Below are 21,517 nucleotides of genomic sequence, written 5' to 3'. Positions count from 1 at the left end.
TCCTGGCGGTGGTGTCGCTGCTGCTGTTGGTCTTCACCGTGGCGGGGTGTGCCGGCGTGCCGAGTTCGTCGGCACCGCAGGCCATCGGCACCGTGGACCGGCCTGCTCCGCCCAGCCTGCCAACTCCGACACCTGCCATGGATCCCGACGTGCTGCTGCGCGAATTCCTCAAGGCCACGGCCGATCCCGCAAACCGGCACCTCGCCGCGCGGCAGTTCCTCACCGAATCGGCGTCGAGTTCCTGGGACGACGCGGGCAGCGCGCTGCTGATCGACCGCGTGGTGTTCGTGGAAACACGTGGTCCGCAGCGGGTTTCGGTGAACATGCGGGCCGACATCCTGGGCTCGCTTTCCGACATGGGCGTGTTCGAGACGGGTGAGGGAGCCTTGCCCGATCCCGGTTCGATCGAGCTCGTCAAGACCGCAGGCGGGTGGCGCATCGACCGGCTGCCCAACGGGGTCTTCCTCGACTGGCAACAGTTCCAGCAGACCTACAAGCGCAACACCCTGTACTTCGTCGACCCCACCGGCAAGACCGTCGTGCCCGACCCGCGCTACGTCGCAGTCTCCGATCCCGACCTGCTGGCCACCGAACTGACCACCAAACTGGTCTCGGGCCCTCGCCCCGAGATGGACAAGACGGTCCGCAACCTCCTCGGCCCGCCGCTGCGCCTGCGCGGTCCGGTCACGCGATCCGACGGGGGAAAGACCGGAGTGGGCCGCGGATACGGCGGCGCCCGCATCGACCTGGAGAACCTGTCGACCACCGACCCGCACAGCAGGCAATTGCTTGCCGCCCAAATCATCTGGACCCTGTCGCGGGCGGGCATCAACGGCCCGTACGTGATCAACGCCGACGGCGCCGCGCTCGACGACCGGTTCGCCGAGGGGTGGAGCACCTCCGACGTGGCAGCCACCGACCCGGGCGCCGACCCGGGCGCCGCAGCCGGATTGCACGCCCTGGTGGGTGGATCGATGGTGTCGATGGACGGCCAGAAGGCGCCGCGCCTGCCCGGTTCGTTCGGGCAGATCCCCAACCAGACCGCGGCGGCGTTGTCGCGCAGCGGTCAGGAGGCGGCGTCGGTGGTGACGCTGCGGCCCGGCGCGCCCGACATGGCGTCGTCGCTGTGGGTCGGCCCGGTGAGCGGCGATGCGTCGCAGGCACTGGACGGGCGCACGTTGTCGCGGCCCACCTGGTCGCTCGACGACGCGATCTGGGTCGTCGTCGACGGCAACAACGTGGTGCGGGTCATCCAAGAGGCGGCGTCCGGGCAGCCCGCGCGAATTCCCATCGACGCCACCGCCGTATCGACGCGTTTCCCAGGGCCGGTCAACGAACTTCAGCTGTCGCGGGACGGGACACGCGCCGCGATGGTGATCGAGGGCCAGGTCGTCTTGGCCGGTGTGGAGCAGACGCAGGGCGGGCAGTATGCACTGACCTATCCGCGGCGCCTTGGCTTCGGGCTTGGCGACACCGCGGTGTCGTTGTCCTGGCGCACCGGCGACGACATCGTGGTCAGCAGAACCGATCCCCAGCATCCGGTGTCCTACGTCAACCTCGACGGCGTCAACTCCGATGGCCCGAGCCGCAACCTGCTGGCTCCGGTGACGGCAGTGGCCGCCAACCCGTCGACGGTGTACGTCGCCGATCAGCGTGGTGTGCTTCAGCTTTCGGGGTCGGCGGCCGAGGACGACCCGGCGTGGGCAGAGGTCCGGCCCCTGATGAATCCCGGCACGGTGCCGGTGCTATCGGGCTGAGACGCCTCGTACTCGCCCGATGATTGCCTCGGCGTCGCTGACTGTGTTGCCACTCCAGGCGATGTGCAGGTCGGGCCGGACCAGCACCAGCCGGTTCTGGTAGAGCGAGCGACAGTGCGGGTCTTCGACGATGAAGTGATGTAGCGGCATGCCGACGTGTGCTGCCTCGTCGATCAAACGTTTGGGCTTCGGGGTGCCTGCCCGCGTCGACCAGCGGCAGCCGCGACGTCTGGGACACCGATCGTGACTGACGAAAGCCGGTGTAACGACACTGTGAAACTCCTAGGCAGGCACTGAGTTTGGGAGTGGAACGGCATCGTCGAACTGCATGGACGGGGGCGTTCGGCAAGTCTACGTCAAATAATGGATAATTGACAATATAAATATGGTGAACCGTTGTGGAAGAATCGCGTGATGGCGAAGACCCAGGCGAAGGAGCGGCCGCGCGGACGCCCCAAGGCCGCCGACAGCCTGTCCGTCGACGTGATCCTCGCCGTCGCGCTCAAGCAGTTCGCGACCCTGGGCTATGACGGGGCGTCGCTACGGACCATCAACCGCGAACTCGGAGTCAGTCACAACCTGATCTATCAGCGATTCGGCACCAAGGAAGACTTGTGGCGGGCCGCAGTCGATTATGGGTTCGGTGGCCTGGTCAACGAACTGCACGCCGTGTTCGACCCCACCATCAGCGAACCTCTCGAGCAGTTGCGCCTGTCGATCCGGCAGTTCCTCATCTACTCCGCCGCCCACCCCGAGCTCCTCTCGCTGATGAACAATGAAGGTCACCAGGACACCGAGCGGCTGCGGTACATCTACGAGACCTATGTCGAGCCGTCGCAGCGCCCGATCGTTCGGCTGCTGAACCACCTCGCCGAGGACGGCACGATCCGGCCGATCTCCCATCGTGCCTTCTTCTTCCTGGTGACCCATGGGGGCGCCGCGCCGTTCAGCCTCACGTCACTGGGGACGCTGCTGGATGCCGCGCCCTCGAACGACCCGGCTGCCATCGAGCAGCAGGCCGACCTCGTGTCGACTGTGATCATCGAAGGGCTGCGTCTCGCTCCCGCGCCGTAGCTGAAACGCGCAAACGTCTCGACACCGACTGCGGGTGTTCTTGCGCCGATCGGAAGCGGTTTGCCAGCGCAGGGGCCAGAAGCGCGTCAATCGCCGCGTTACCGGCGGCGAGGCCCATCTGGTTAGCGACTAGAACGACGTTGCCACATCGGACCGGCAGCTCAGCGTGGTGGGCGGCACGGCCAGGTCAGAGCAATCCTCGACTCGCGACCACCGGGTGGTTGCATGACGTCAATTACCGCTATGGTTTATCCGGATCGACGAGAGGAACGAGACACGTGTACCCCGAACCCGCCGCCGCTGATCCCGCTGACGTCGCGAGGAAGCTCGCGGCCGCCCCGGATCTCAAGATGCCGAATCTGGAATACGTGCTGGATTCCGACAACCGGGTAGTGGAGATGAAGCTGGAGGGGATGACGTTCCTCCGCCAGCTGCGCAACTACCTCGGAATGGTCGCGTTCAACACGGTCGTCACCTACATTCCATCGCACACGATCCGGCAAGGGTTCCTGCGTTTTCTCGGAGCCACGATCGGCAAGGGCTCGACGATCTTTCGCGGTACCACGGTCTTCGATGCGGAGTTCCTGACGATCGGACGAGACACCACCATTGGTTTCCGGTGTTTCCTGGACTCGCGTGCCGGGCTCTGGATCGGCGACAACGTCACGATCGCCAGCGACACCCACATGCTCGGCGGTGGCCACGACATCAACCACCCGGACTTCACGATCATCCCGAATCCGACGGTCATCGAGGACTACGTCTGGATCGCCAGTCGCGCGATGATCCTGCCTTCGTTCATCCACCGCGGTGCGGTGGTGGCTGCGCAGTCATTGGTGAACAAGGACGTCGGTGAACTCGAAGTAGTGGGCGGCGTGCCTGCAAAGGTCATCGCGAAGCGGAACCCCGACGCTCTGCAGTACAGCGCCCACTACCGACCGCTCTTCTTCTGATGTGGGACCGATAGCCGAATAGTGTCCGAATCGACCGCGTCGAAAGGCGCACCGACCAACAACGTCAAGACGCTGATGGCCGTGCTGTGGATGTACGGCGGCCGCGGCGTCGGCATGCTGTGGACGCTGGCGCTCGTTGCGCGTCTCGGAGTCGCCAACTACGGCCTGTACGGCATGGGCTTCGCGCTGTCGGCGGTGGTCGGCCCTCCGCTGGACAACTCGTTCCAGATCCGCGCGATGCGCGAGTCCGAAGAGCGCTTCCTCGCCGAGCGCACCACGCGATACCTGCTCGGTGCGGCGTTGTCGGCAACCGGCGTCGCCCTCACCGGGGTGCACTACATCGCCTGGTTCGGGCTGGTCGTCGCCGGCGGTGAAATGGCTTGCAACGCATGGCTGAGCCAGTCCGTGCGCGACGGCCATCCCCAGCTCTACTGGCGCGTCGGCACGATCCGGCAGACGGTCAGCGTCGCCCTCGCATGCGCGTACATGTTCGGCACGGCCCATCCAACGCTGACCATCGCGACCATGCTCTATTGCTCGCAATACGTGGTGATCTTCGCGATCGGCGCCGTGCGAATCTTCGGGCACCGCCCCGGAATACCCGGGTCGCCAAAACTGATCGCAGCACTCACCGGCGAAATGCTCGGCATGTGCCTCTACCTTCAGGGCGACGTCCTGCTCCTGGGATTTCTCACCAACCACACCACCGTCGGCTACTACACGCTCACCGTCACCGTCACCGTTGGACTCGCCGCGGTCGGCCAGGCATTCGGGATGACCTACCACGAACCGCTGCGGGCCAGCGGCGGTGATCTGTCCACTGGCCCACCGCTGCGCAGCACGCTGCTCATCGGTGGCGGCACCGGCCTGCTGGTGCTCATCACCGGAATCGTGCTGCTGATCTCGCCCGCGCCAACCGAACTCGCCGTCGCCATGCTGCTGATGGCCGTGTTCTGCGCCATGCGCACGATCAGTTCGATTCTGCAGGTGATCCTCTACGCGCAGCGGCGTGACGTGGTCCGGCTGGTCGCCAACCTTGGGCTGGTGCCGGTCAAGCTAGGCCTGGTCGCCGCGTTGGCCGTCTTCGGCGCCGTCGGCGCTGCGATTGCCACCGTCATCACCGACGCGATACTCCTGACCATCTATGCGACGGCGATCTACCGCCGAAAGGCCAAGGCGTAACTCTCGTTAGTGCAACGCGTACCGGTACGCGGGGCCGGACGCCATCTGGCCGGTATCCGCCAGCACGGGCTGTAGCGGATCGGGCTTTTCACGTGATCGATCCACGTAGACCAGGAAGGTCAACAGGATCCCGAACGCCGCCGTCATCTGGGGGATGTCCACGACGGGGTGGTCGAGTTGCAGTGCCACGACACAGAATCCGATGAAGACGCCACCGTATAGAGCAGCTGGCAGGGAATCGGAACGCAACGCCCGATAACTCATGATGCAGCCGATGACCAGCACCGCGACGAAGATCAAGCCGGCAATCATCCCTGCGCGATAGGCGGCGATCAATGGGGCATTGGAGACGAAGTTCAAGTTGAAGGCAAAGCTACCGTCGACGAATTCCCTTCGGCCCCAGCCGAGCCCGAAGAGCCAGTGGCCCGACATGTTGTGCGGCCATGCGGCCAACGATGCCCAGCGATCCAGGGCCCCCTGGTCCTGGCTGCCGAAGGAGGTAAGGATGCGGGTGCGGATGGCGGGCACCAGTAGCGCGCACACGCTGCCGAAGGCGATCGTTCCCAGTATGGCCAGGCGATGGCGAGAACGCATGGCGTGGAAGAGCAGTACGAGGACGACGCCCGCCAGCACGCTGAAGATCGCCGCTCGGCTCAGCGTCAGGACGATGGCGACGGAGACGATGGCCGTCACGGCGATCCGCATCCGGCCCTTGAGCAGGACGATTCCCATCACCAGCGCGGGCACCAATCCGATTCCAGCCATGTTCGGGTCGACCCATGTTCCACCGAGTCGGGTGAACCTGCTCTGCCCCTCATCGGTGAACACGAACCGGGCAGTGGCCTCACGGTCGTAGTCGAAGATGGCGAGAATCTTGATGAACCTGTGCTGCGGGTCCGCCAGCACGATCGCGATGCCGAAGAGTGCGTTGAGCGTCGCGGCATAGACGTAGATGCGCCCGAAACGTGCCAGATTCTCTCGAGACAGGCGCAGCAACGCGATCATCACCAGCGTCGCGATGATCCACCTGACGAACACCGTCACGTCGACGATGCTGCCGCCAGTGAAGACCAGTGACAGCGCCGACGCGAGGATCAGCAACACCACGGCCTTTTCCAGCGGATGAAGGGGCCGCCGCTCGGACGGCTGAGCGATCGCCTGGCCGCCCGCGTGCACGACCGCGGCGAGCACCATCCCCGCAGCGAACGGCAAATACAGCGGGACGTGCACGCCGGGGAAGTATCCGAACGGCAGCGCTCCCAGTACGAAGGCCAAACCCCAGAACAGCCACAGGGGATGGCGCAGGCCGATGTAGAAGCTGACGATCAGCGCGAGCACCCCCGCCAGGGCGAGCTTCGCGATCAGCCCACCCGCGACTGCCAGAACTGCGACGACGGGGCAAAGCACGACGATAGCGATGCCAGCAACCTTCTCGGCCCGCGAGCTCATACCAAGTGTCACGGCTTCCATCCTCGCATTGACTTCGCTGAATGCAATAATCGGCGCGACTGCGGCGTGGTGCCGTCGCTACGACTGCCAGCTATTGTATTTGGTAGCGCTGAGGACCGCGCGAGCGAACGATGTTCCGTCGCTCGCCGCAGCAGCATCTGAGCTTACTTCGACAGTTCTGACGGGTCGTGCTGGTGGCGATCGCGATGGACGCCGCGATTTGGAGGCGCCGATTTGGGAGGGCAGGGCGCCGTGGGTCCGCACCGTAAACGCGCTGGCGCGCAACCCCGCACCGCGCTCGGTGCCAGTCCGCACTCCTCGGTCGATGACGAATCAGACCGGCATGACGAACCGGCAGGCAGCGGGAGCTGATGCGGGGGACTAGGGTCGAAACATTGAACTCACGCGCGCCGACGAGCTGGCGGAGTAAGCGGCTGGCTAACGTTCGTCAGGCGATCCTGGTGGCAGTCGCGGTGGTCGTTGCGCTCATGCTGCTGATCGGGATCAGTGGGTATTTCGTGTTCACCAATGCGTCGGCGGACCCGTTGCAGCGGGCGGACGCCGTCGTGGTGCTCGGTGGCGAACACGACGGGCGGGAGGAATACGGGATCAGCTTGGCCCGCTATGGGTGGGCGCCAACGGTGGTGTTGTCCAACCCCTACGGCGCCTCGGACCCCGTCATGCAGCGGGTGTGCACCGAGGCGACCGGCGGCATCGAGGTTCTGTGTGAACGCCCGCTGTCGTTGACGACCCGCGGTGAGGCGGAGATGATGCACCGTCTTGCCACCGAGCGATCCTGGCGCAAGATCATCGTCGTGTCGTGGAAGTACCACATCCCACGTGCCAGATTGGTTTTCCGGCAGTGCTTTTCGCCTGATCCCAGCAATGTGGTGATGGAGGCGGTCCCGCGCAAGTACGACTTCTCAGCGGCGCATTGGGAGTTCGTCTACGCCTACCAGTACTTCGCTCTGGCGAAGGCGTTCGCCCAAGGTGACTGCGACTGACGCTGGCCGCGCTTAGGCCGGCTTGCGCAGGATGACCGTCGCGAAGCTGGTGAGTGGGCGCACCGGATGCTCGAGCAGGAAGTTGGTCTTGGCGCGCTCCAACGAATTCAGTAGCGGAATCCGTTGGTAGTAAAGGTGTCCGAAGGCTGCGTCCCACCGCTCGACTTCGAATCCCGCGCTCTCGTAGCGCTTGATGGCCCGCCGGGTGGGGCCGGTGCACCAACGGTAGTACGCAGGAAACTTCTGGTGCTTCGGGTCTTCGAGCCGACCGGGCTGGACCTTGCGGAGTATCGACCGAGTCAGATCCTCGGGGACGAGCCGGTTGATCACGAAGGGCAGGGTGTAGAGCGTCGGGAAGAAGTGCACCGACAATCCTCCTGGCCGGAGGAGTTTGAAGCAGTTCTCGTGAAAGACGCGAGCGTTGGGTAGGTGCTCGCACAGCATCTTCGAGAACACCAGGTCGTAGGAGCCCTCTTCACCCGGGATCGGCTGGCAGAGATCGGCCACGCGCGTCTCTACGTCACCGTCGGCCTTCGCGAGCTCGTCGGCCGAGATGTCGAGGACGACGCGGTGCTGAATGAAACCCCACTTGTCCGCATCACCAACGATCGGATTGGCACCGCCTCCGAGCTCTGCCACGGTGGTAGCACCTTCACGCTTCGCTAGGTCCAGCACCAGCTGGTCATAGGCCTGCCAAAGCTCATCCAAACCCGTGTAGGAGATCTTGGCTTCGCTCCCGGTGTCCACACTCACGTCCACTCTCCAAGTTGTAGGCTGCAGCAAAGCATACATCGACGATGCCACTGCGGCAGATCGGTAGCCGGAAGCGGCGCGATGTCGTCGAATCGGCACGTGAAAGATCGAATTCAGCGGGAAATGGGGAGGGCTCTGAGCACCCTCTTGGTTGCGCACAGGAGCTGTTCAGCCGAAACCCGCTAGCTCGCCCGGCGAATACGGGCCAATCGACTCGAGGCGGTCGGCGTTCACTAGCTGGCAAACAAGGTGGCCAGGCGGTCCCAGCTATCTGTCAGACCGCGACGACACACTGCGGGGGTGCTGCTCGACCTCGTGCTGCCCGTGGAGTGCGGCGGCTGCGGTGCGCCGTCGACCCGCTGGTGCGACTCCTGCGCAGGTGCGCTGACCGTCAGGGCCGACGAACCGATCCTGGTGACGCCGCGGCTCGACCCCGGCGTCCCCGTCTTCTCCCTTGGCCGCTACGCCGGTGTCCGCCGCGAGGCGATCGTCGCCGTCAAGGAACGTGGCCGCACCGACCTCGTCGCCCCGCTGTCCGCGGCACTGCACGTCGGGCTGACCCATCTGCTGGCGTGGGGCATCGTCGACGAACCACTGACGCTGGTGCCCGCCCCCACTCGCCGGTCGGCCGCCCGGCGCCGCGGCGGAGACCCGGTCACCCGGATGGCGTTGGCCGCAGGATCGCCTGGCACGACGGTCTCGCAGGCGCTGCGGATGCGGGCGTTCACCCGCGACTCGGTTGGCCTCTCGGCAAGCGACCGACAGCACAACATCGCAGGGCGGATCGTGCTGCGAAAGCCGGTCGGGGGCGACGTGCTGTTGGTCGACGACGTCGTCACCACCGGTGCTACCGCGGATGAGTCGGTGAGGGTCCTGCAAACTGCCGGCGCCAGGGTCACGGCCGTGCTGACCGTCGCGCACGCCTGAGGGCGCACCGTCGACGGGTGTGGCAATTACTGCGAGGTCAAACCAACGTGAAGACTTCAAAACAGGTGTGCGAATTTAGTGGCACTGGTAGGTGAACACGGACTACCGTCGGGGCCTACCACCCGTGAGTGCCTCACGGCGGCGCCGGCGACAAGCGGCGCCACTACGCCTGACAGCGGTAGGAGGTGAGTTTTCGACACCTTGCGCCGATGGTCGGCGGGATTCAGGCCCCTTCGGCGCGTTTCCATGAAAAGCCAAGCAAGCACTTTGCGTGCTTGAAAGAGGCAAGCCGAAGAGAAACGAGTTGCCAAGTATGTCAACCCAATCCGTGGACACCGACCATTCGACGATGGTCGCGGTCGATGACGAACCCGTAGTCGCGCTTCGCGCCGAGGTCGTCGTCAAGGGCCGAAACGTCGAGATCCCCGATCACTTCCGCACATACGTCTCCGAAAAGCTGTCGCGCCTCGAGCGCTTCGATCGCACCATCTACCTCTTCGACGTCGAGCTCGATCACGAGAAGAACCGGCGTCAACGCAAGAACTGCCAACACGTCGAGGTCACTGCCCGCGGACGGGGTCCAGTCGTCCGCGGCGAAGCCTGCGCCGACAGTTTCTACGCCGCGCTTGAGTCGGCGGTCTGCAAACTCGAGAACCGGCTCCGTCGTAGCAAGGACCGTCGCAAGATCCACTACGGCGACAAGACGCCGGTATCACTGGCCGAGGCCACCGCCGTCGCCCTCCCACCTCAGGCTCCAGCACGCGAACAGGTCGCGACGGTCGCCGACGGTTTGGCCGACGATCACGAACCAGGCCGGATCGTGCGCACCAAGGAGCACGAGGCCAAGCCGATGACCGTCGACGACGCCCTGTACGAGATGGAACTGGTGGGACACGACTTCTTCCTGTTCCACGACAAGCAGAGCGACAAGCCGACCGTCGTGTACCGACGCCACGCCTACGACTACGGCTTGATTCGGCTGGCCTAGTTCCGGCGGGGCTCGTCCGGGCCGACCATCCGGCCTGCTTACGCAGGCCGGTTAGGTCGGTCACCTACCATGGAACTTTGACAATCCACGAGTTCCATCGAGCCCACAGGGGAAGTTAGCGTGCTGTCGAAGTTGCTCCGTCTCGGTGAAGGCCGCATGGTCAAGCGCCTCAAGAGGATCGCGGACCATGTGAACGGCCTGTCCGACGACATCGAGAAGCTGTCCGACGCCGAGCTGCGCGCCAAGACCGACGAGTTCAAGAAGCGTTACGAAGCCGGCGAAAGCCTCGACGACCTGCTGCCCGAGGCGTTCGCCGTGGCCCGCGAAGCGGCCTGGCGGGTGCTCGACCAGCGGCCGTTCGACGTGCAGTTGATGGGCGGCGCCGCCCTGCACTTCGGCAACGTCGCCGAGATGAAGACCGGCGAGGGCAAGACGCTGACCTGCGTTCTGCCCGCGTATCTCAACGCGCTCTCCGGCAAGGGCGTGCACGTCATCACCGTCAACGACTACCTGGCCAAACGCGATAGCGAGTGGATGGGCCGCGTGCACCGGTTCCTCGGTCTCGACGTCGGCGTCATCCTGGCGCAGATGACCCCCGACGAGCGTCGCGCCGCCTACGCCGCCGACATCACCTACGGCACCAACAACGAGTTCGGCTTCGACTACCTGCGCGACAACATGGCGCATTCGGTCGAGGACATGGTGCAGCGCGGACACAACTACGGAATCGTCGACGAGGTCGACTCCATCCTGATCGACGAGGCCCGCACCCCGCTGATCATCTCCGGCCCCGCCGACGGTGCGTCCAACTGGTACGTGGAGTTCGCGCGGATCGCCCCGCTGATGGAGAAGGACGTCCACTACGAGGTGGATCTGCGCAAGCGCACCATCGGCGTGCTCGAGGTCGGCGTCGAATTCGTCGAGGACCAGCTCGGCATCGAGAACCTCTACGAGGCCGCGAACTCGCCGCTGGTCAGTTACCTCAACAACGCGGTCAAGGTCAAGGAACTGTTCCAGCGCGACAAGGACTACATCGTCCGCGACGGCGAGGTCCTGATCGTCGACGAGTTCACCGGCCGCGTGCTGATCGGCCGCCGCTACAACGAGGGCATGCACCAGGCCATCGAGGCCAAGGAGCACGTCGAGATCAAGGCAGAGAACCAGACGCTGGCCACGATCACGTTGCAGAACTACTTCCGCCTCTACGACAAGCTCGCAGGCATGACGGGTACCGCCCAGACCGAGGCCGCTGAGCTGCACGAGATCTACGGCCTCGGCGTGGTGTCGATCCCGACCAACCGGGAGATGATCCGCACCGATCAGTCCGACCTCATCTACAAGACCGAAGAGGCCAAGTACATCGCTGTCGTCGACGACGTCGTCGAGCGCTACGAGAAGGGCCAACCGGTCCTGATCGGCACCACCAGCGTGGAGCGCTCGGAGTACCTGTCGAAGCAGTTCACCAAGCGGCGGGTTCCGCACAACGTGCTGAACGCGAAGTTCCACGAGCAGGAGGCCAACATCGTCGCCGAGGCAGGGCGACGCGGTGCCATCACGGTCGCCACCAACATGGCGGGACGTGGCACCGACATCGTGCTCGGCGGCAACGTCGACTTCCTCGCAGACAAGCGGCTGCGCGACCGCGGCCTGGATCCCGTCGAGACGCCGGAGGACTACGAGGCCGCGTGGGACGAGGTGCTCCCACAGGTGAAGGCGGAGGTGGAGGACGAGGCCGAGGAGGTCCGCGAGGCCGGTGGCCTGTACGTGCTCGGCACCGAGCGCCACGAATCGCGACGCATCGACAACCAGTTGCGCGGCCGCTCCGGGCGCCAGGGTGATCCCGGCGAGTCGCGGTTCTACCTGTCGCTCGGCGACGAGTTGATGCGGCGCTTCAACGGCGCCACGCTGGAGTCGCTGCTCACCCGGCTGAACCTGCCCGACGACGTGCCCATCGAGGCCAACATGGTCACCCGCGCCATCAAGAGCGCGCAGACACAGGTCGAGCAGCAGAACTTCGAGGTCCGCAAGAACGTCCTCAAGTACGACGAGGTGATGAACCAGCAGCGCAAGGTCATCTACGCCGAGCGCCGCCTGGTCCTCGAGGGCGAGGACGTCCAGGAGCAGGCCCACCAGATGCTGGTCGACGTGATCACTGCCTACGTCAACGGCGCCACCGCGGAGGGTTACTCCGAGGACTGGGACCTGGAGGTGCTGTGGAATGCGCTCAAGCTGCTGTACCCGGTGGGTATCGACCATCACGATCTGATCGACTCGGGCGCCGTCGGCGAGCCAGGTGAGCTGACGCGCGACGAACTGCTCACCGCGCTGCTCGAGGACGCCGAACGCGCCTACGCCGTTCGCGAGGCAGAGCTGACCGAGATCGGCGGTGAGACTGCGATGCGTCAACTCGAGCGCAGCGTGCTGCTGACCACGGTGGACCGGAAGTGGCGCGAGCACCTATACGAGATGGACTACCTCAAGGAGGGCATCGGGCTGCGGGCCATGGCGCAGCGCGATCCGCTGGTCGAGTACCAGCGCGAGGGCTACGACATGTTCATCGGCATGCTGGACGGCTTGAAGGAAGAGTCGGTCGGGCTGTTGTTCAACGCGCAGGTGCAGGCCACGCCCGCGGCCACGGTGGCTCCCACCGCTGCGCCGCCGAACCTCGCCCAGTTCGCGGCGGACGCCGCGGCCAAGGCGCAGGAAGCCACCGCGCCCGCCAAGGGCGCCGTCGCCACCGAGGAACGCCCGAAGGAGCCGCCACCGGCGTTGCGCGTCAAGGGAATCGTGGACGACGCCGCGCCGCCACTGACCTACACGGGTCCGTCGGAGGACGGATCCGCAGAGGTGCAGCGCCAGGGCGGCAGGCACGCCGCCGCCTCGGCGAACGGCGGTACGCGACGGGAGCGACGCGAGGCCGCGCGCAAGCAGGCTCGCGGACGCGACTGACGCCAGGCTTGCGGGCGCGACTGATGTCGTTGTCGCTCAGCCGATCTGCAATGCCGTGACCAGCCAGCGGCCCCCGACGATCTCGATGCGGCCTGCGATGGCCCTGACCCGGCGGCCCCTGGTGTAGGTGCCGAACACCTCGGCTGCCGTCGCCTCGCCGTCGGCGCTGCCCGCGGTGCGCAGCCGTACCCGGCGAAGCACGGCCGCACCGTCGGTTGGGGTGGTCCGCGTCATGGCCACCACGGCGTCGATCAGCGTTGGCGCCAGCAGTGGCCGCAGTTGGGCGATGGGCCTTCGCCGATCGGCCACTTCTAGGACGCGGCGCAGTGCGGTATCGGCGAAGATGGCCGCAGCCCTGGGTGGTACTGCGTCGTGGGCTGGGGCGACGGGGACCGCGCGCAACCGCCGCGTGGTGTGCGTGTGCAGCGCGGCTGGCGTGGGCGGTGAGCAGGCCAAGGCCATGCCGACCAGCGGTGGTTCGTAATCGATGATCGGCGATGTGAACGAAGCGCCAGGGGCGAGCGAAGCGACGGGGGATGAAGCAGCGGTGGGAATGCGTGATGCGGTCACGGTCGGTCTCCAGCAGTCGGTGTGAACACGGCGGCATCTGCTGGAGAGTGCAGACCCTTCGATGATCGCACGGGGTGAGGACACTCTCGTGCACCTCTCATGCGGGGAACCGGTTGCGACGGTTACCGTGACGGGGTTCGAAATTTGGAGCGAGGGGAGGGTGGCGCCGACATGGTGACGAGGTTGTCGGCGTCCGACGCGTCCTTCTACCACCTGGAGAACTCGTCGACCCCGATGTACGTGGGCACGCTGTCGATCCTGCGCAAGCCACGCAGCGGGTTGAGCTACGAGACGTTGTTGGCCACCGTGGAGCGACGGCTGCCCCAGATCCCGCGCTATCGCCAGAAGGTTCGCGAGGTATCGCTGGGCCTGGCGCGGCCGGTGTGGGTCGACGACCCCGACTTCGACATCACCTATCACATCCGGCGCTCCGCGCTGCCGTCACCGGGTAGTGATGCGCAGCTGCACGATCTCGTCGCGCGACTCGGATCGCGGCAGCTCGACAAGTCCCGCCCTCTGTGGGAGATGTATCTGGTCGAGGGCCTGACGAAGAATCGCATCGCGATCTACACCAAGACGCATCAGGCACTCGTGAACGGCATGACGGCCTTGGAGGTCGGGCACGTCATCGCCGACCGCACCCAGAAGGCGCCGGAGTTCGGCGAGGACATCTGGATTCCCGCGCGTGAGCCAAGCGATGCACGGCTGGTGTGGGGCGCCGTCGGTGAATGGATCGCCAGACCCACCGCCCAGCTCGCGGCCGTCCGGTCCGCGGTCACTGAGGTGGCCACCAACTCGGGGCAGCTGCTCGAGATCGGGCGCAGGGTCGCTGACGTGGCTCGTACGGTTGCGCGCGGCACCGCGCCGAGCAGCCCGCTCAACAGCACCGTCTCGCGCAACCGGCGGTTCACCGTCGCTTGCCATCGGCTGGAGGACTACCGCCAGCTGCGTGCCCGTTACGACTGCGACGTGAACGACGTCGTGCTCGCCGTGGTGGCAGGGGCGTTGCGCAACTGGCTGATGTCGCGTGGTGAACCGGTGACGTCGACGTCGACGGTCCGGGCGATGGTGCCGATGTCGGTGTACCCCGATGCCGAGCTCGACGTGGTCGGGCCGGGTCAGGCGATCAGCGAGGTGTCGCCGTTCCTGGTCGACCTGCCCGTCGGCGAGGGCAATGCGGTGGTGCGGCTGTCGCAGATCGCGCACGCCACCGAATCGCATTCGACCGCGGCCATCCTGGTCGACGCCAGAACCATCGTCACCCTATCCGGGTTCGCCCCACCGACGTTGCACGCCATGGGGATTCGCGTCGCGACCGGTTTCTCGGCCCGACAGTTCAACCTGCTGATCACCAATGTTCCTGGCGCGCAGAAGCAGATGTACATCGCAGGCACCAAGCTGCTGGAGACCTACGCGGTGCCTCCGCTTCTGCACAACCAGGTGATGGCGATCGGCGTGACGTCCTACAACGGCATGCTCTACTTCGGCGTGAACGCCGACCGCGATGCGATGAGCGACGTCGACATGATGCCCATCCTGCTGCGCGAAACACTCGACGAATTGCTGGAGGCGGCGCGCTGATCGGCCCTGCTCATCGGGTGAAGACAGCCGATCAGCACTACGATCCGGTGATGGGAAGCTCGAAGGCTGCCGGCAAGACCGGCAAGCCGAAATCGGCGAAGTCGAAGATCTCCAACGAAATCTACGAGGCCGAGTTATTCCGTCTGCAAACGGAATTCGTGAAGCTGCAGGAGTGGGTGCGGGAGTCCGGCGCAAGGATCGTAGTGGTCTTCGAGGGCCGTGACGCGGCAGGCAAGGGCGGAACGATCAAACGCATCACCGAGTACTTGAGTCCGCGCATCGCGCGAATCGCGGCGTTACCCGCCCCGAATGACCGAGAACGCGGACAGTGGTATTACCAACGTTACATCGCGCAACTGCCCGCCAAGGGCGAGATCGTCCTGTTCGACAGGTCCTGGTACAACCGCGGCGGCGTCGAGAAGGTGATGGGATTCTGTACCGCGCAAGAGCATTCGTTGTTCCTGCGTCAGACGCCGATCTTCGAGCAGATGCTTCTGGAGGACGGGGTCCTGCTCCGCAAGTACTGGTTCTCCGTGTCGGACGACGAGCAGTTGCGTCGGTTCAAGTCGCGGCGCAACGATCCGGTCCGGCAGTGGAAGCTCAGCCCGATGGATCTGGAGTCGGTGTACCGGTGGGAGGACTACTCGAGAGCCAAGGACCAGATGATGGTCCATACCGACACCCCCCAGAGTCCCTGGTATGTAGTCGAGTCCGACGTCAAGAAACATGCGCGACTGAACATGATGTCGCACCTACTGTCGACCATCGACTACGTCGACGTCGGGCATCCGAAGGTCGAATTGCCCGAGCGGCCGGTGCTGAGTGGGAGTTACCAGCGGCCCTCGCGCGAACTGTCGACCTACGTGGATGACCATGTCGCCACGTTGATCGGCGATCGCGAGTAGTGCCGCTACAGTCGCCTGGTGCGTGTCTACATCCCGGCGACCCTGACCATGTTGCAGACGCTCGTCGCCGACGGATCGATACATGCGCGCAGCGGGACGGCGTTCGCGGTGACCCCCACGCTGCGGGAGTCGTACTTCGAGGGTGACGACGACGAGCTCGCCGAGGTGGCATTGCGCGAGGCGGCGTTGGCGTCGCTGCGACTGCTGGCCGCTGAAGGGGATTCCGGATTGCCGCCACGGCGGGCGGTTCTCGTTGCGGAGGTGGATGGCGCGACCCTGCGGCCCGATCTCGACGACGCCGTGGTGCGTCTCGATGGTCCGGTCGGAATCGCCGACGTGATCGCCGCCTACCTCGACAACGCGGCGGCCGAGCCTGCCGTGCTGGAGGCGATCGAAGTCATCGATTCGGCCGATCTGGGAGACGAGGACGCCGAGTTCACCGTGGGGGACGCCCAGGATCACGATCTCGCCTGGTATGCCAGCCAGGAGCTGCCGTTTCTACTCGATCTGCTCTAGATGGCTGGATACGAGGACGTAGGTTACGGTACCGTAGGTTAGATCGACTTAGGCCCCAGACTCCGGCCTCGGAATATCGCGACATTGTGATCAGGAGCCTCCATGGCCAAGAACAGCATCAAGATCGCCGCGAACGTCGCCGATACCGTCCGGCCCGCGCTTGCGGGCGCTGATCGGCACCCCGGCTGGCACGCGTTGCGTTCGATCGTGGCACGCGTCACCACGCCGCTGCTTCCCGATGACTACCTGAAGCTCGCCAACCCGCTGTGGTCGGCCCGCGAATTGCGCGGCCGGGTGCTGGAGGTGCGCCGCGAGACCGAGGATTCGGCCACGCTGGTGATCAAGCCGGGGTGGGGCTTCTCCTTCGACTACGAACCGGGTCAGTACGTCGGCATCGGGGTGCTGATGGACGGCCGATGGCGGTGGCGGTCGTACTCGCTGACGTCCACCCCCGTGACCGGCGCCGCCCCGGCGACGACCTCGGGTCGCTCGGCCAAGACCATCACGATCACCGTGAAGGCGATGCCCGAGGGCTTCCTGTCCAGCCACCTCGTCGGCGGCCTTTCGCCGGGCACCGTCGTGCGGCTGGCCGCTCCACAGGGCAACTTCGTCATGCCGGATCCGGCGCCGGCGTCGGTGCTGTTCCTCACGGCGGGCTCGGGCATCACGCCGGTCATGTCGATGCTGCGCACGCTGGCCCGAAGAAAACAAATCGGCGGCCCCGCTCATATCGTGCACGTGCACTCGGCGCCAACGGCATCCGACGTGATGTTTGGCGAGGAGCTGGCTCAGCTGGCGGACGCGCACGACGATTACCAGGTGCGGCTGCGCGCCACGCGGACCGAGGGCCGACTCGATCTGTCCCGGCTCGACGACGAAGTGCCGGATTGGCGCGAGCGCCAGACCTGGGCGTGCGGTCCGGAGGGCATGCTCAACGCGGCCGAGAAGACGTGGTCGGAGGCGGGCATCGCCGAGCGACTGCACCTGGAGAGGTTCGCGCAGTCGCGGGCCGCGGTACACGGCCAGGGCGGGACGGTTGAGTTCGCGCGCAGCGGGAAGACGGTGACAGTCGACGCCGCGACGCCCCTCATGGACGCGGGTGAGAGCGTCGGTGTCCGGATGCCGTTCGGTTGTCGGATGGGCATCTGTCAGTCATGCGTCGTAGCGTTGGTCGACGGGCACGTCCGCGACCTCCGCAGCGGCGCCGAACACGAACCGGGCAGTCGCATCCAGACCTGCGTTTCCGCAGCGTCTGGCGACTGTGTACTGGACGTCTAACCTTTACTGGCTGGTAACCTACGCTGACGTAGGTTACGCTAGCGTAGGTAACGAAAGGAGGCTGAAACGATGGCAATTACCGACGTTCCGGCATTCACGCACCTGACCGATGCAGACATCGAGAATCTCGGTGTCGAGCTCGATGCGATCCGCCAAGACATCGAAGACGCCCGCGGTGACAGCGATGCGCGTTACATCCGTCGCACCATCGCCACGCAACGAGCCCTCGAGGTGGCAGGCCGCCTGATGCTGGCCGCCAGCTCGCGCAGATCGGCGTGGTGGGCAGGCACCGCCACACTGGGCGTCTCCAAGATCATCGAGAACATGGAGATCGGCCACAACGTCATGCACGGCCAGTGGGATTGGATGAACGATCCCGAGATTCACTCCTCGACGTGGGAGTGGGACATGAGCGGCGCGTCCAAGCACTGGCGGTTCACCCACAACTTCATGCACCACAAGTACACCAACATCCTCGGGATGGACGACGACGTCGGCTACGGCGTCATCCGGGTTACCCGGGATCAGCGGTGGAAGCCGTTCAATCTCTATGGCAACCTGCTGTTCAACACGCTGCTTGCGATCGGCTTCGAATGGGGAGTCGGGTTGCAGCACTTGGAACTTGGCAAGATCTCCAAGGGCCGCGACGACCGGGCAGCCACCTTGGTGCGGGTGAAGGAATTCGGCATCAAGGCCGGACACCAGCTGGCCAAGGACTACGTGGTGTGGCCTGCGGTGACCTCGCTGTCACCCGGCGCCACCTTCACGTCGACGATGAAGGCCAACGCCGTGGCCAACGTGATCCGCAACGTCTGGGCGAACGCGGTGATCTTCTGCGGCCACTTCCCCGACGGTGCGGACAAGTTCACCAAGACCGACATGGTCGGCGAGACCAAGGGTCAGTGGTATCTGCGGCAGATGCTTGGCAGCGCCAACTTCGAAGGCGGCTGGCTGCTGCGGTTCATGAGCGGCAACCTGTGCCACCAGATCGAGCACCACCTCTACCCGGATCTGCCGAGCAATCGGCTGCACGAGATCGCGGTTCGGGTCAAGGAGGTCTGCGAGAAGTACGACCTGCCGTACACGACGGGCAATTTCGCGGTCCAGTACGGCAAGACGTGGCGCACCATCGCCAAGCTGTCGCTGCCGGACAAGTTTCTGCACGACACCCGCGACGACGCTCCGGAGACTCGCAGCGAGCGGATGTTCGAGGAGCTCGGACCGAGCTACGGCACAACGGATCCCGAGACCGGTCGCCGTCGCGGACTGAACTCCGCGGTCGCAACGGTGCGGGCATGGCGTCGTGACAAGCGCGCCGCGAAGAGCGCGGCCTAGGCTCGCAGTTCAGCGCACCTCACCCTCGGCCATTGCCGCCAACAGCCGTCGGGCGGCAGCCACGCGGTCGGCGGCATGCCCGGTCAGCGAGTCCAGCGCACACTCCGGGTCGGCGGGCGGGCCGAGATGGCCGCACCCGCGCGGGCAGTCCTGAATGGCCTCGGCGAGATCGGAGAAGGCCAGCATCACGTCGTCGGGCGCGATGTGGGCCAGACCGAACGACCGCACGCCGGGGGTGTCGATGATCCACCCCGATTCCGGTAAGGGCAGCGCGACCGACTGCGACGACGTGTGCTTGCCCTTGCCGACGCCCGACACCACACCGGTCGCCCGATGCGCCAGCGGCAGAATGCGATTCACCAGGGTCGACTTCCCGACACCGGAGTGGCCGAGCAGCACCGTCGTCTTTCCGGTGAGCAGGTCGGTGATGACGTTCAACGGGGCGTCGCGCCCGGCAGTCACCACGGTCAGGTCAAGACCGGCGAACTGGGCTGCGAACGGCTCTGGCGGCGCCAGGTCGGTCTTCGTCAGGCACAGGACCGGCGTCAGTCCACCCGCGTAGGCGGCGATCAACGCCCGCTCGACGAACCCGGTGCGCGGTGGGGGATCGGCCAGTGCGACGACGATCAACAACTGGTCGGCATTGGCGACCACCACCCGTTCGGCCGGATCGGTGTCATCGGCGGTGCGGCGCAACACAGTTCGGCGTTCGCCGCGCCGCACGATGCGGGCCAGGGTGTCCTGCAGCCCGGACAGGTCGCCGACGACGTCCACGTCATCGCCGACGACGATCGGGGTCCTGCCGAGTTCCCGGGCCCGCATCGCGGTGATCACCCGGTCCGGGTCAGCGCCAAGGGCACAGCCCCACCGGCCGCGGTCGACGGTGACGACCATCGCCTGCTCGGCGTCAGCGTAGTCGGGTCGAGTCTTGGTCCGCGGCCGCGAGCCCTTGCCCGGGCGCACCCGGACATCGGACTCGTCGTAGTCGTACGGTGTCAAGGGATTTCGGGCGCCTGCCCGGCCACCATGTCCGTCCACATACCCGGAAAGTCGGGCAGCGTCTTCGCGGTGGTGGCGATGTCCTCGACCGCGACACCGACCACGCGCAGCCCGATGATGGCACCGGCCGTCGCCATCCGATGGTCGGCATACGACTGCCAGATGCCGCCGTGCAGCGGCCCCGCCGTGATCACCAGCCCGTCCTCGGACTCCTCGCACCGACCGCCAAGCCGGTTGATCTCGGCGGTCAGCGCGGCCAGCCGGTCGGTCTCGTGGCCCCGCAGATGGGCGATGCCACTCAACCTGGACACCGACCCTGGTTCGGCAAGTGCAGCGATGGCCGCGACGGATGGTGCCAGCTCACCGACGGCGTGCAGGTCGGCGTCGAAGCCGCCGAAGCTCTCGGGTCCGGACACCTCGAGGTACGAATCCGTTTGCCGCACAACGGCACCGATCTTCTCGAGCAACGCGATGATGACATCGGCCGGCTGCACGCTGACCCGCGGCCAGCCCGGCACCCGCACCACGCCACCGGTGACGATCGCCGCGGCGAGGAACGGCACGGAGTTGGACAGATCGGGCTCGATCGCCCAGTGCCGCGCCGCAACCGGGCCCGGCGGGACGTGCCACCGGTTGGCCTCGGTGTCGTCGACGTCGACGCCCGCGTCGCGCAGCATCGACACCGTCATCGCGACGTGCGGTGCCGAAGGCACCGACTCGCCGGTGTGGATCACCGTCAGCCCTGCGGCGAACGTGGCGCCGGACAGCAGCAGCCCTGACACGAACTGCGACGAGGCGGAGGCGTCGATCTCGACGGTGCCGCCCGCCACCGGCCCGCCGCCATGCACGCGGAACGGCAGCCCGCCGCCGTCGAGCGCAACGCCGATGGCGCGCAAGGCATCGAGCAGGGGCGCGATGGGCCGGGACCGAGCCTGCTCGTCGCCGTCGAACGTGACGACGTCGGTTCCCAGCGCGGCGACCGGCGGCACGAAGCGCAGCACCGTGCCCGCCAGCCCACAGTCGATGGTCGCGCCAGGCGCGGGGCCGATCGCGCCGCTGACCGACAGTTCGGTACCGGGGCCGTCGAGGACGACGCCCAGCGTCTGCAGGGCTCCGATCATGAGGTCGGTATCACGGCTGCGCAACGCGCCGCCGACGGTCGAGCTGCCCTGCGGAGTCGCCAACGCGGCCAGCACCAACGCCCGGTTGGTCTGCGACTTCGAGCCGGGCACGGTCACGGTCGCACGCACGGGGTTCGCGGCCAGCGGCGCCGGCCAGGTGTCCAAGGGATCCATCG

The 21,517-nt window shown here is 66.0% G+C and carries 19 protein-coding genes; 13 read left to right on the top strand and 6 right to left on the bottom strand.

Annotated features, from left to right (window positions below; genetic code table 11):
• Positions 1-2: 2 nt before the first annotated feature.
• The gene (lpqB, locus tag HNP02_RS28205) at positions 3-1,757 is read left to right on the top strand and encodes an MtrAB system accessory lipoprotein LpqB (RefSeq protein WP_221318134.1); all 1,755 of its coding nucleotides are present in this window, start codon (positions 3-5) and stop codon (positions 1,755-1,757) included.
• Here the strand turns inward: lpqB and HNP02_RS28200 are convergent.
• Complete coding sequence (locus HNP02_RS28200) at positions 1,746-1,934, bottom strand: hypothetical protein (RefSeq protein WP_184443920.1); 189 nt, start codon at positions 1,932-1,934, stop codon at positions 1,746-1,748. The two genes, lpqB and HNP02_RS28200, sit on opposite strands and share 12 nt — an antisense overlap.
• Before the next feature lie 237 nt (positions 1,935-2,171).
• Here HNP02_RS28200 and HNP02_RS28195 point away from each other — a divergent pair, with 237 nt between their 5' ends.
• From HNP02_RS28195 to HNP02_RS28185, 3 genes are all read left to right on the top strand, one after another.
• On the top strand, positions 2,172-2,831 hold the full coding sequence (locus HNP02_RS28195; RefSeq protein WP_184443919.1) for a TetR/AcrR family transcriptional regulator: 660 nt from the start codon (positions 2,172-2,174) through the stop codon (positions 2,829-2,831).
• A gap of 278 nt (positions 2,832-3,109) precedes the next feature.
• Positions 3,110-3,784: an acyltransferase gene (locus HNP02_RS28190; protein ID WP_184443918.1), complete on the top strand. Its 675-nt coding sequence runs from the start codon at positions 3,110-3,112 to the stop codon at positions 3,782-3,784.
• 21 nt (positions 3,785-3,805) lie between these two features.
• Positions 3,806-4,966 carry a hypothetical protein gene (locus tag HNP02_RS28185; protein WP_309241720.1) on the top strand — a complete coding sequence of 387 codons (1,161 nt, stop codon included), beginning with the start codon at positions 3,806-3,808 and terminating at the stop codon, positions 4,964-4,966.
• Between the two features lie 6 nt (positions 4,967-4,972).
• Here HNP02_RS28185 and HNP02_RS28180 read toward each other — a convergent pair whose 3' ends face one another.
• Positions 4,973-6,436, bottom strand: a complete 1,464-nt coding sequence (locus HNP02_RS28180) for an O-antigen ligase domain-containing protein (RefSeq protein ID WP_375373716.1) — start codon at positions 6,434-6,436, stop codon at positions 4,973-4,975.
• A 440-nt stretch (positions 6,437-6,876) separates the two neighbouring features.
• On the opposite strand from HNP02_RS28180, the gene HNP02_RS28175 reads away from it, so the two are divergent.
• Positions 6,877-7,419, top strand: coding sequence for a YdcF family protein (locus HNP02_RS28175; protein WP_309241719.1), 543 nt, complete (start codon positions 6,877-6,879; stop codon positions 7,417-7,419).
• A 12-nt stretch (positions 7,420-7,431) separates the two neighbouring features.
• On the opposite strand, the gene HNP02_RS28170 is transcribed toward HNP02_RS28175, so the two are convergent.
• Positions 7,432-8,172, bottom strand: a complete 741-nt coding sequence (locus HNP02_RS28170) for a class I SAM-dependent methyltransferase (protein WP_309241718.1) — start codon at positions 8,170-8,172, stop codon at positions 7,432-7,434.
• Between the two features lie 303 nt (positions 8,173-8,475).
• Between HNP02_RS28170 and HNP02_RS28165 the strand changes: the two genes are divergently transcribed.
• The 3 genes from HNP02_RS28165 to secA all read left to right on the top strand — a co-directional run bounded on the left by HNP02_RS28165 (position 8,476) and on the right by secA (position 13,036).
• Entirely contained in the window at positions 8,476-9,099 is a 624-nt protein-coding gene (locus HNP02_RS28165; RefSeq protein WP_184444003.1) for a ComF family protein, read from the top strand.
• A 349-nt stretch (positions 9,100-9,448) separates the two neighbouring features.
• Positions 9,449-10,087, top strand: a complete 639-nt coding sequence (gene hpf / locus HNP02_RS28160; RefSeq protein ID WP_184444002.1) for a ribosome hibernation-promoting factor, HPF/YfiA family — start codon at positions 9,449-9,451, stop codon at positions 10,085-10,087.
• Between the two features lie 120 nt (positions 10,088-10,207).
• Positions 10,208-13,036, top strand: a complete 2,829-nt coding sequence (gene secA, locus HNP02_RS28155) for a preprotein translocase subunit SecA (protein ID WP_184443915.1) — start codon at positions 10,208-10,210, stop codon at positions 13,034-13,036.
• A gap of 36 nt (positions 13,037-13,072) precedes the next feature.
• On the opposite strand, the gene HNP02_RS28150 is transcribed toward secA, so the two are convergent.
• Positions 13,073-13,606 carry an Rv3235 family protein gene (locus tag HNP02_RS28150; protein WP_309241717.1) on the bottom strand — a complete coding sequence of 178 codons (534 nt, stop codon included), beginning with the start codon at positions 13,604-13,606 and terminating at the stop codon, positions 13,073-13,075.
• A 171-nt stretch (positions 13,607-13,777) separates the two neighbouring features.
• On the opposite strand from HNP02_RS28150, the gene HNP02_RS28145 reads away from it, so the two are divergent.
• From HNP02_RS28145 to HNP02_RS28125, 5 genes are all read left to right on the top strand, one after another.
• Positions 13,778-15,187 carry a wax ester/triacylglycerol synthase family O-acyltransferase gene (locus HNP02_RS28145; RefSeq protein ID WP_184443914.1) on the top strand — a complete coding sequence of 470 codons (1,410 nt, stop codon included), beginning with the start codon at positions 13,778-13,780 and terminating at the stop codon, positions 15,185-15,187.
• A gap of 50 nt (positions 15,188-15,237) precedes the next feature.
• A complete protein-coding gene (gene ppk2, locus HNP02_RS28140; protein ID WP_184443913.1) occupies positions 15,238-16,092 on the top strand; it encodes a polyphosphate kinase 2 in 855 nt (284 codons plus the stop codon).
• Positions 16,093-16,107: 15 nt separating this feature from the next.
• Positions 16,108-16,608: a DUF6912 family protein gene (locus HNP02_RS28135; RefSeq protein WP_184444000.1), complete on the top strand. Its 501-nt coding sequence runs from the start codon at positions 16,108-16,110 to the stop codon at positions 16,606-16,608.
• 102 nt (positions 16,609-16,710) lie between these two features.
• A complete protein-coding gene (locus HNP02_RS28130; RefSeq protein ID WP_184443912.1) occupies positions 16,711-17,886 on the top strand; it encodes a ferredoxin reductase in 1,176 nt (391 codons plus the stop codon).
• A 69-nt stretch (positions 17,887-17,955) separates the two neighbouring features.
• Positions 17,956-19,221 (top strand): fatty acid desaturase, encoded by a 1,266-nt coding sequence (locus HNP02_RS28125; protein ID WP_184443911.1) that lies wholly within the window; start codon positions 17,956-17,958, stop codon positions 19,219-19,221.
• A 9-nt stretch (positions 19,222-19,230) separates the two neighbouring features.
• On the opposite strand, the gene rsgA is transcribed toward HNP02_RS28125, so the two are convergent.
• Positions 19,231-20,220, bottom strand: a complete 990-nt coding sequence (gene rsgA, locus HNP02_RS28120) for a ribosome small subunit-dependent GTPase A (protein WP_184443910.1) — start codon at positions 20,218-20,220, stop codon at positions 19,231-19,233.
• Entirely contained in the window at positions 20,217-21,515 is a 1,299-nt protein-coding gene (aroA, locus tag HNP02_RS28115) for a 3-phosphoshikimate 1-carboxyvinyltransferase (protein WP_184443999.1), read from the bottom strand. The genes rsgA and aroA overlap by 4 nt, the downstream gene beginning before the upstream one ends.
• Positions 21,516-21,517 lie beyond the last annotated feature (2 nt).

Origin of the sequence: Mycobacterium sp. AZCC_0083, assembly GCF_014202335.1 — a bacterium.
Classification (GTDB): Bacteria; Actinomycetota; Actinomycetes; order Mycobacteriales; family Mycobacteriaceae; genus Mycobacterium.
Note: the sequence above shows the minus strand (reverse complement) of the source record. Positions and strands in the feature narration are given on the sequence as shown.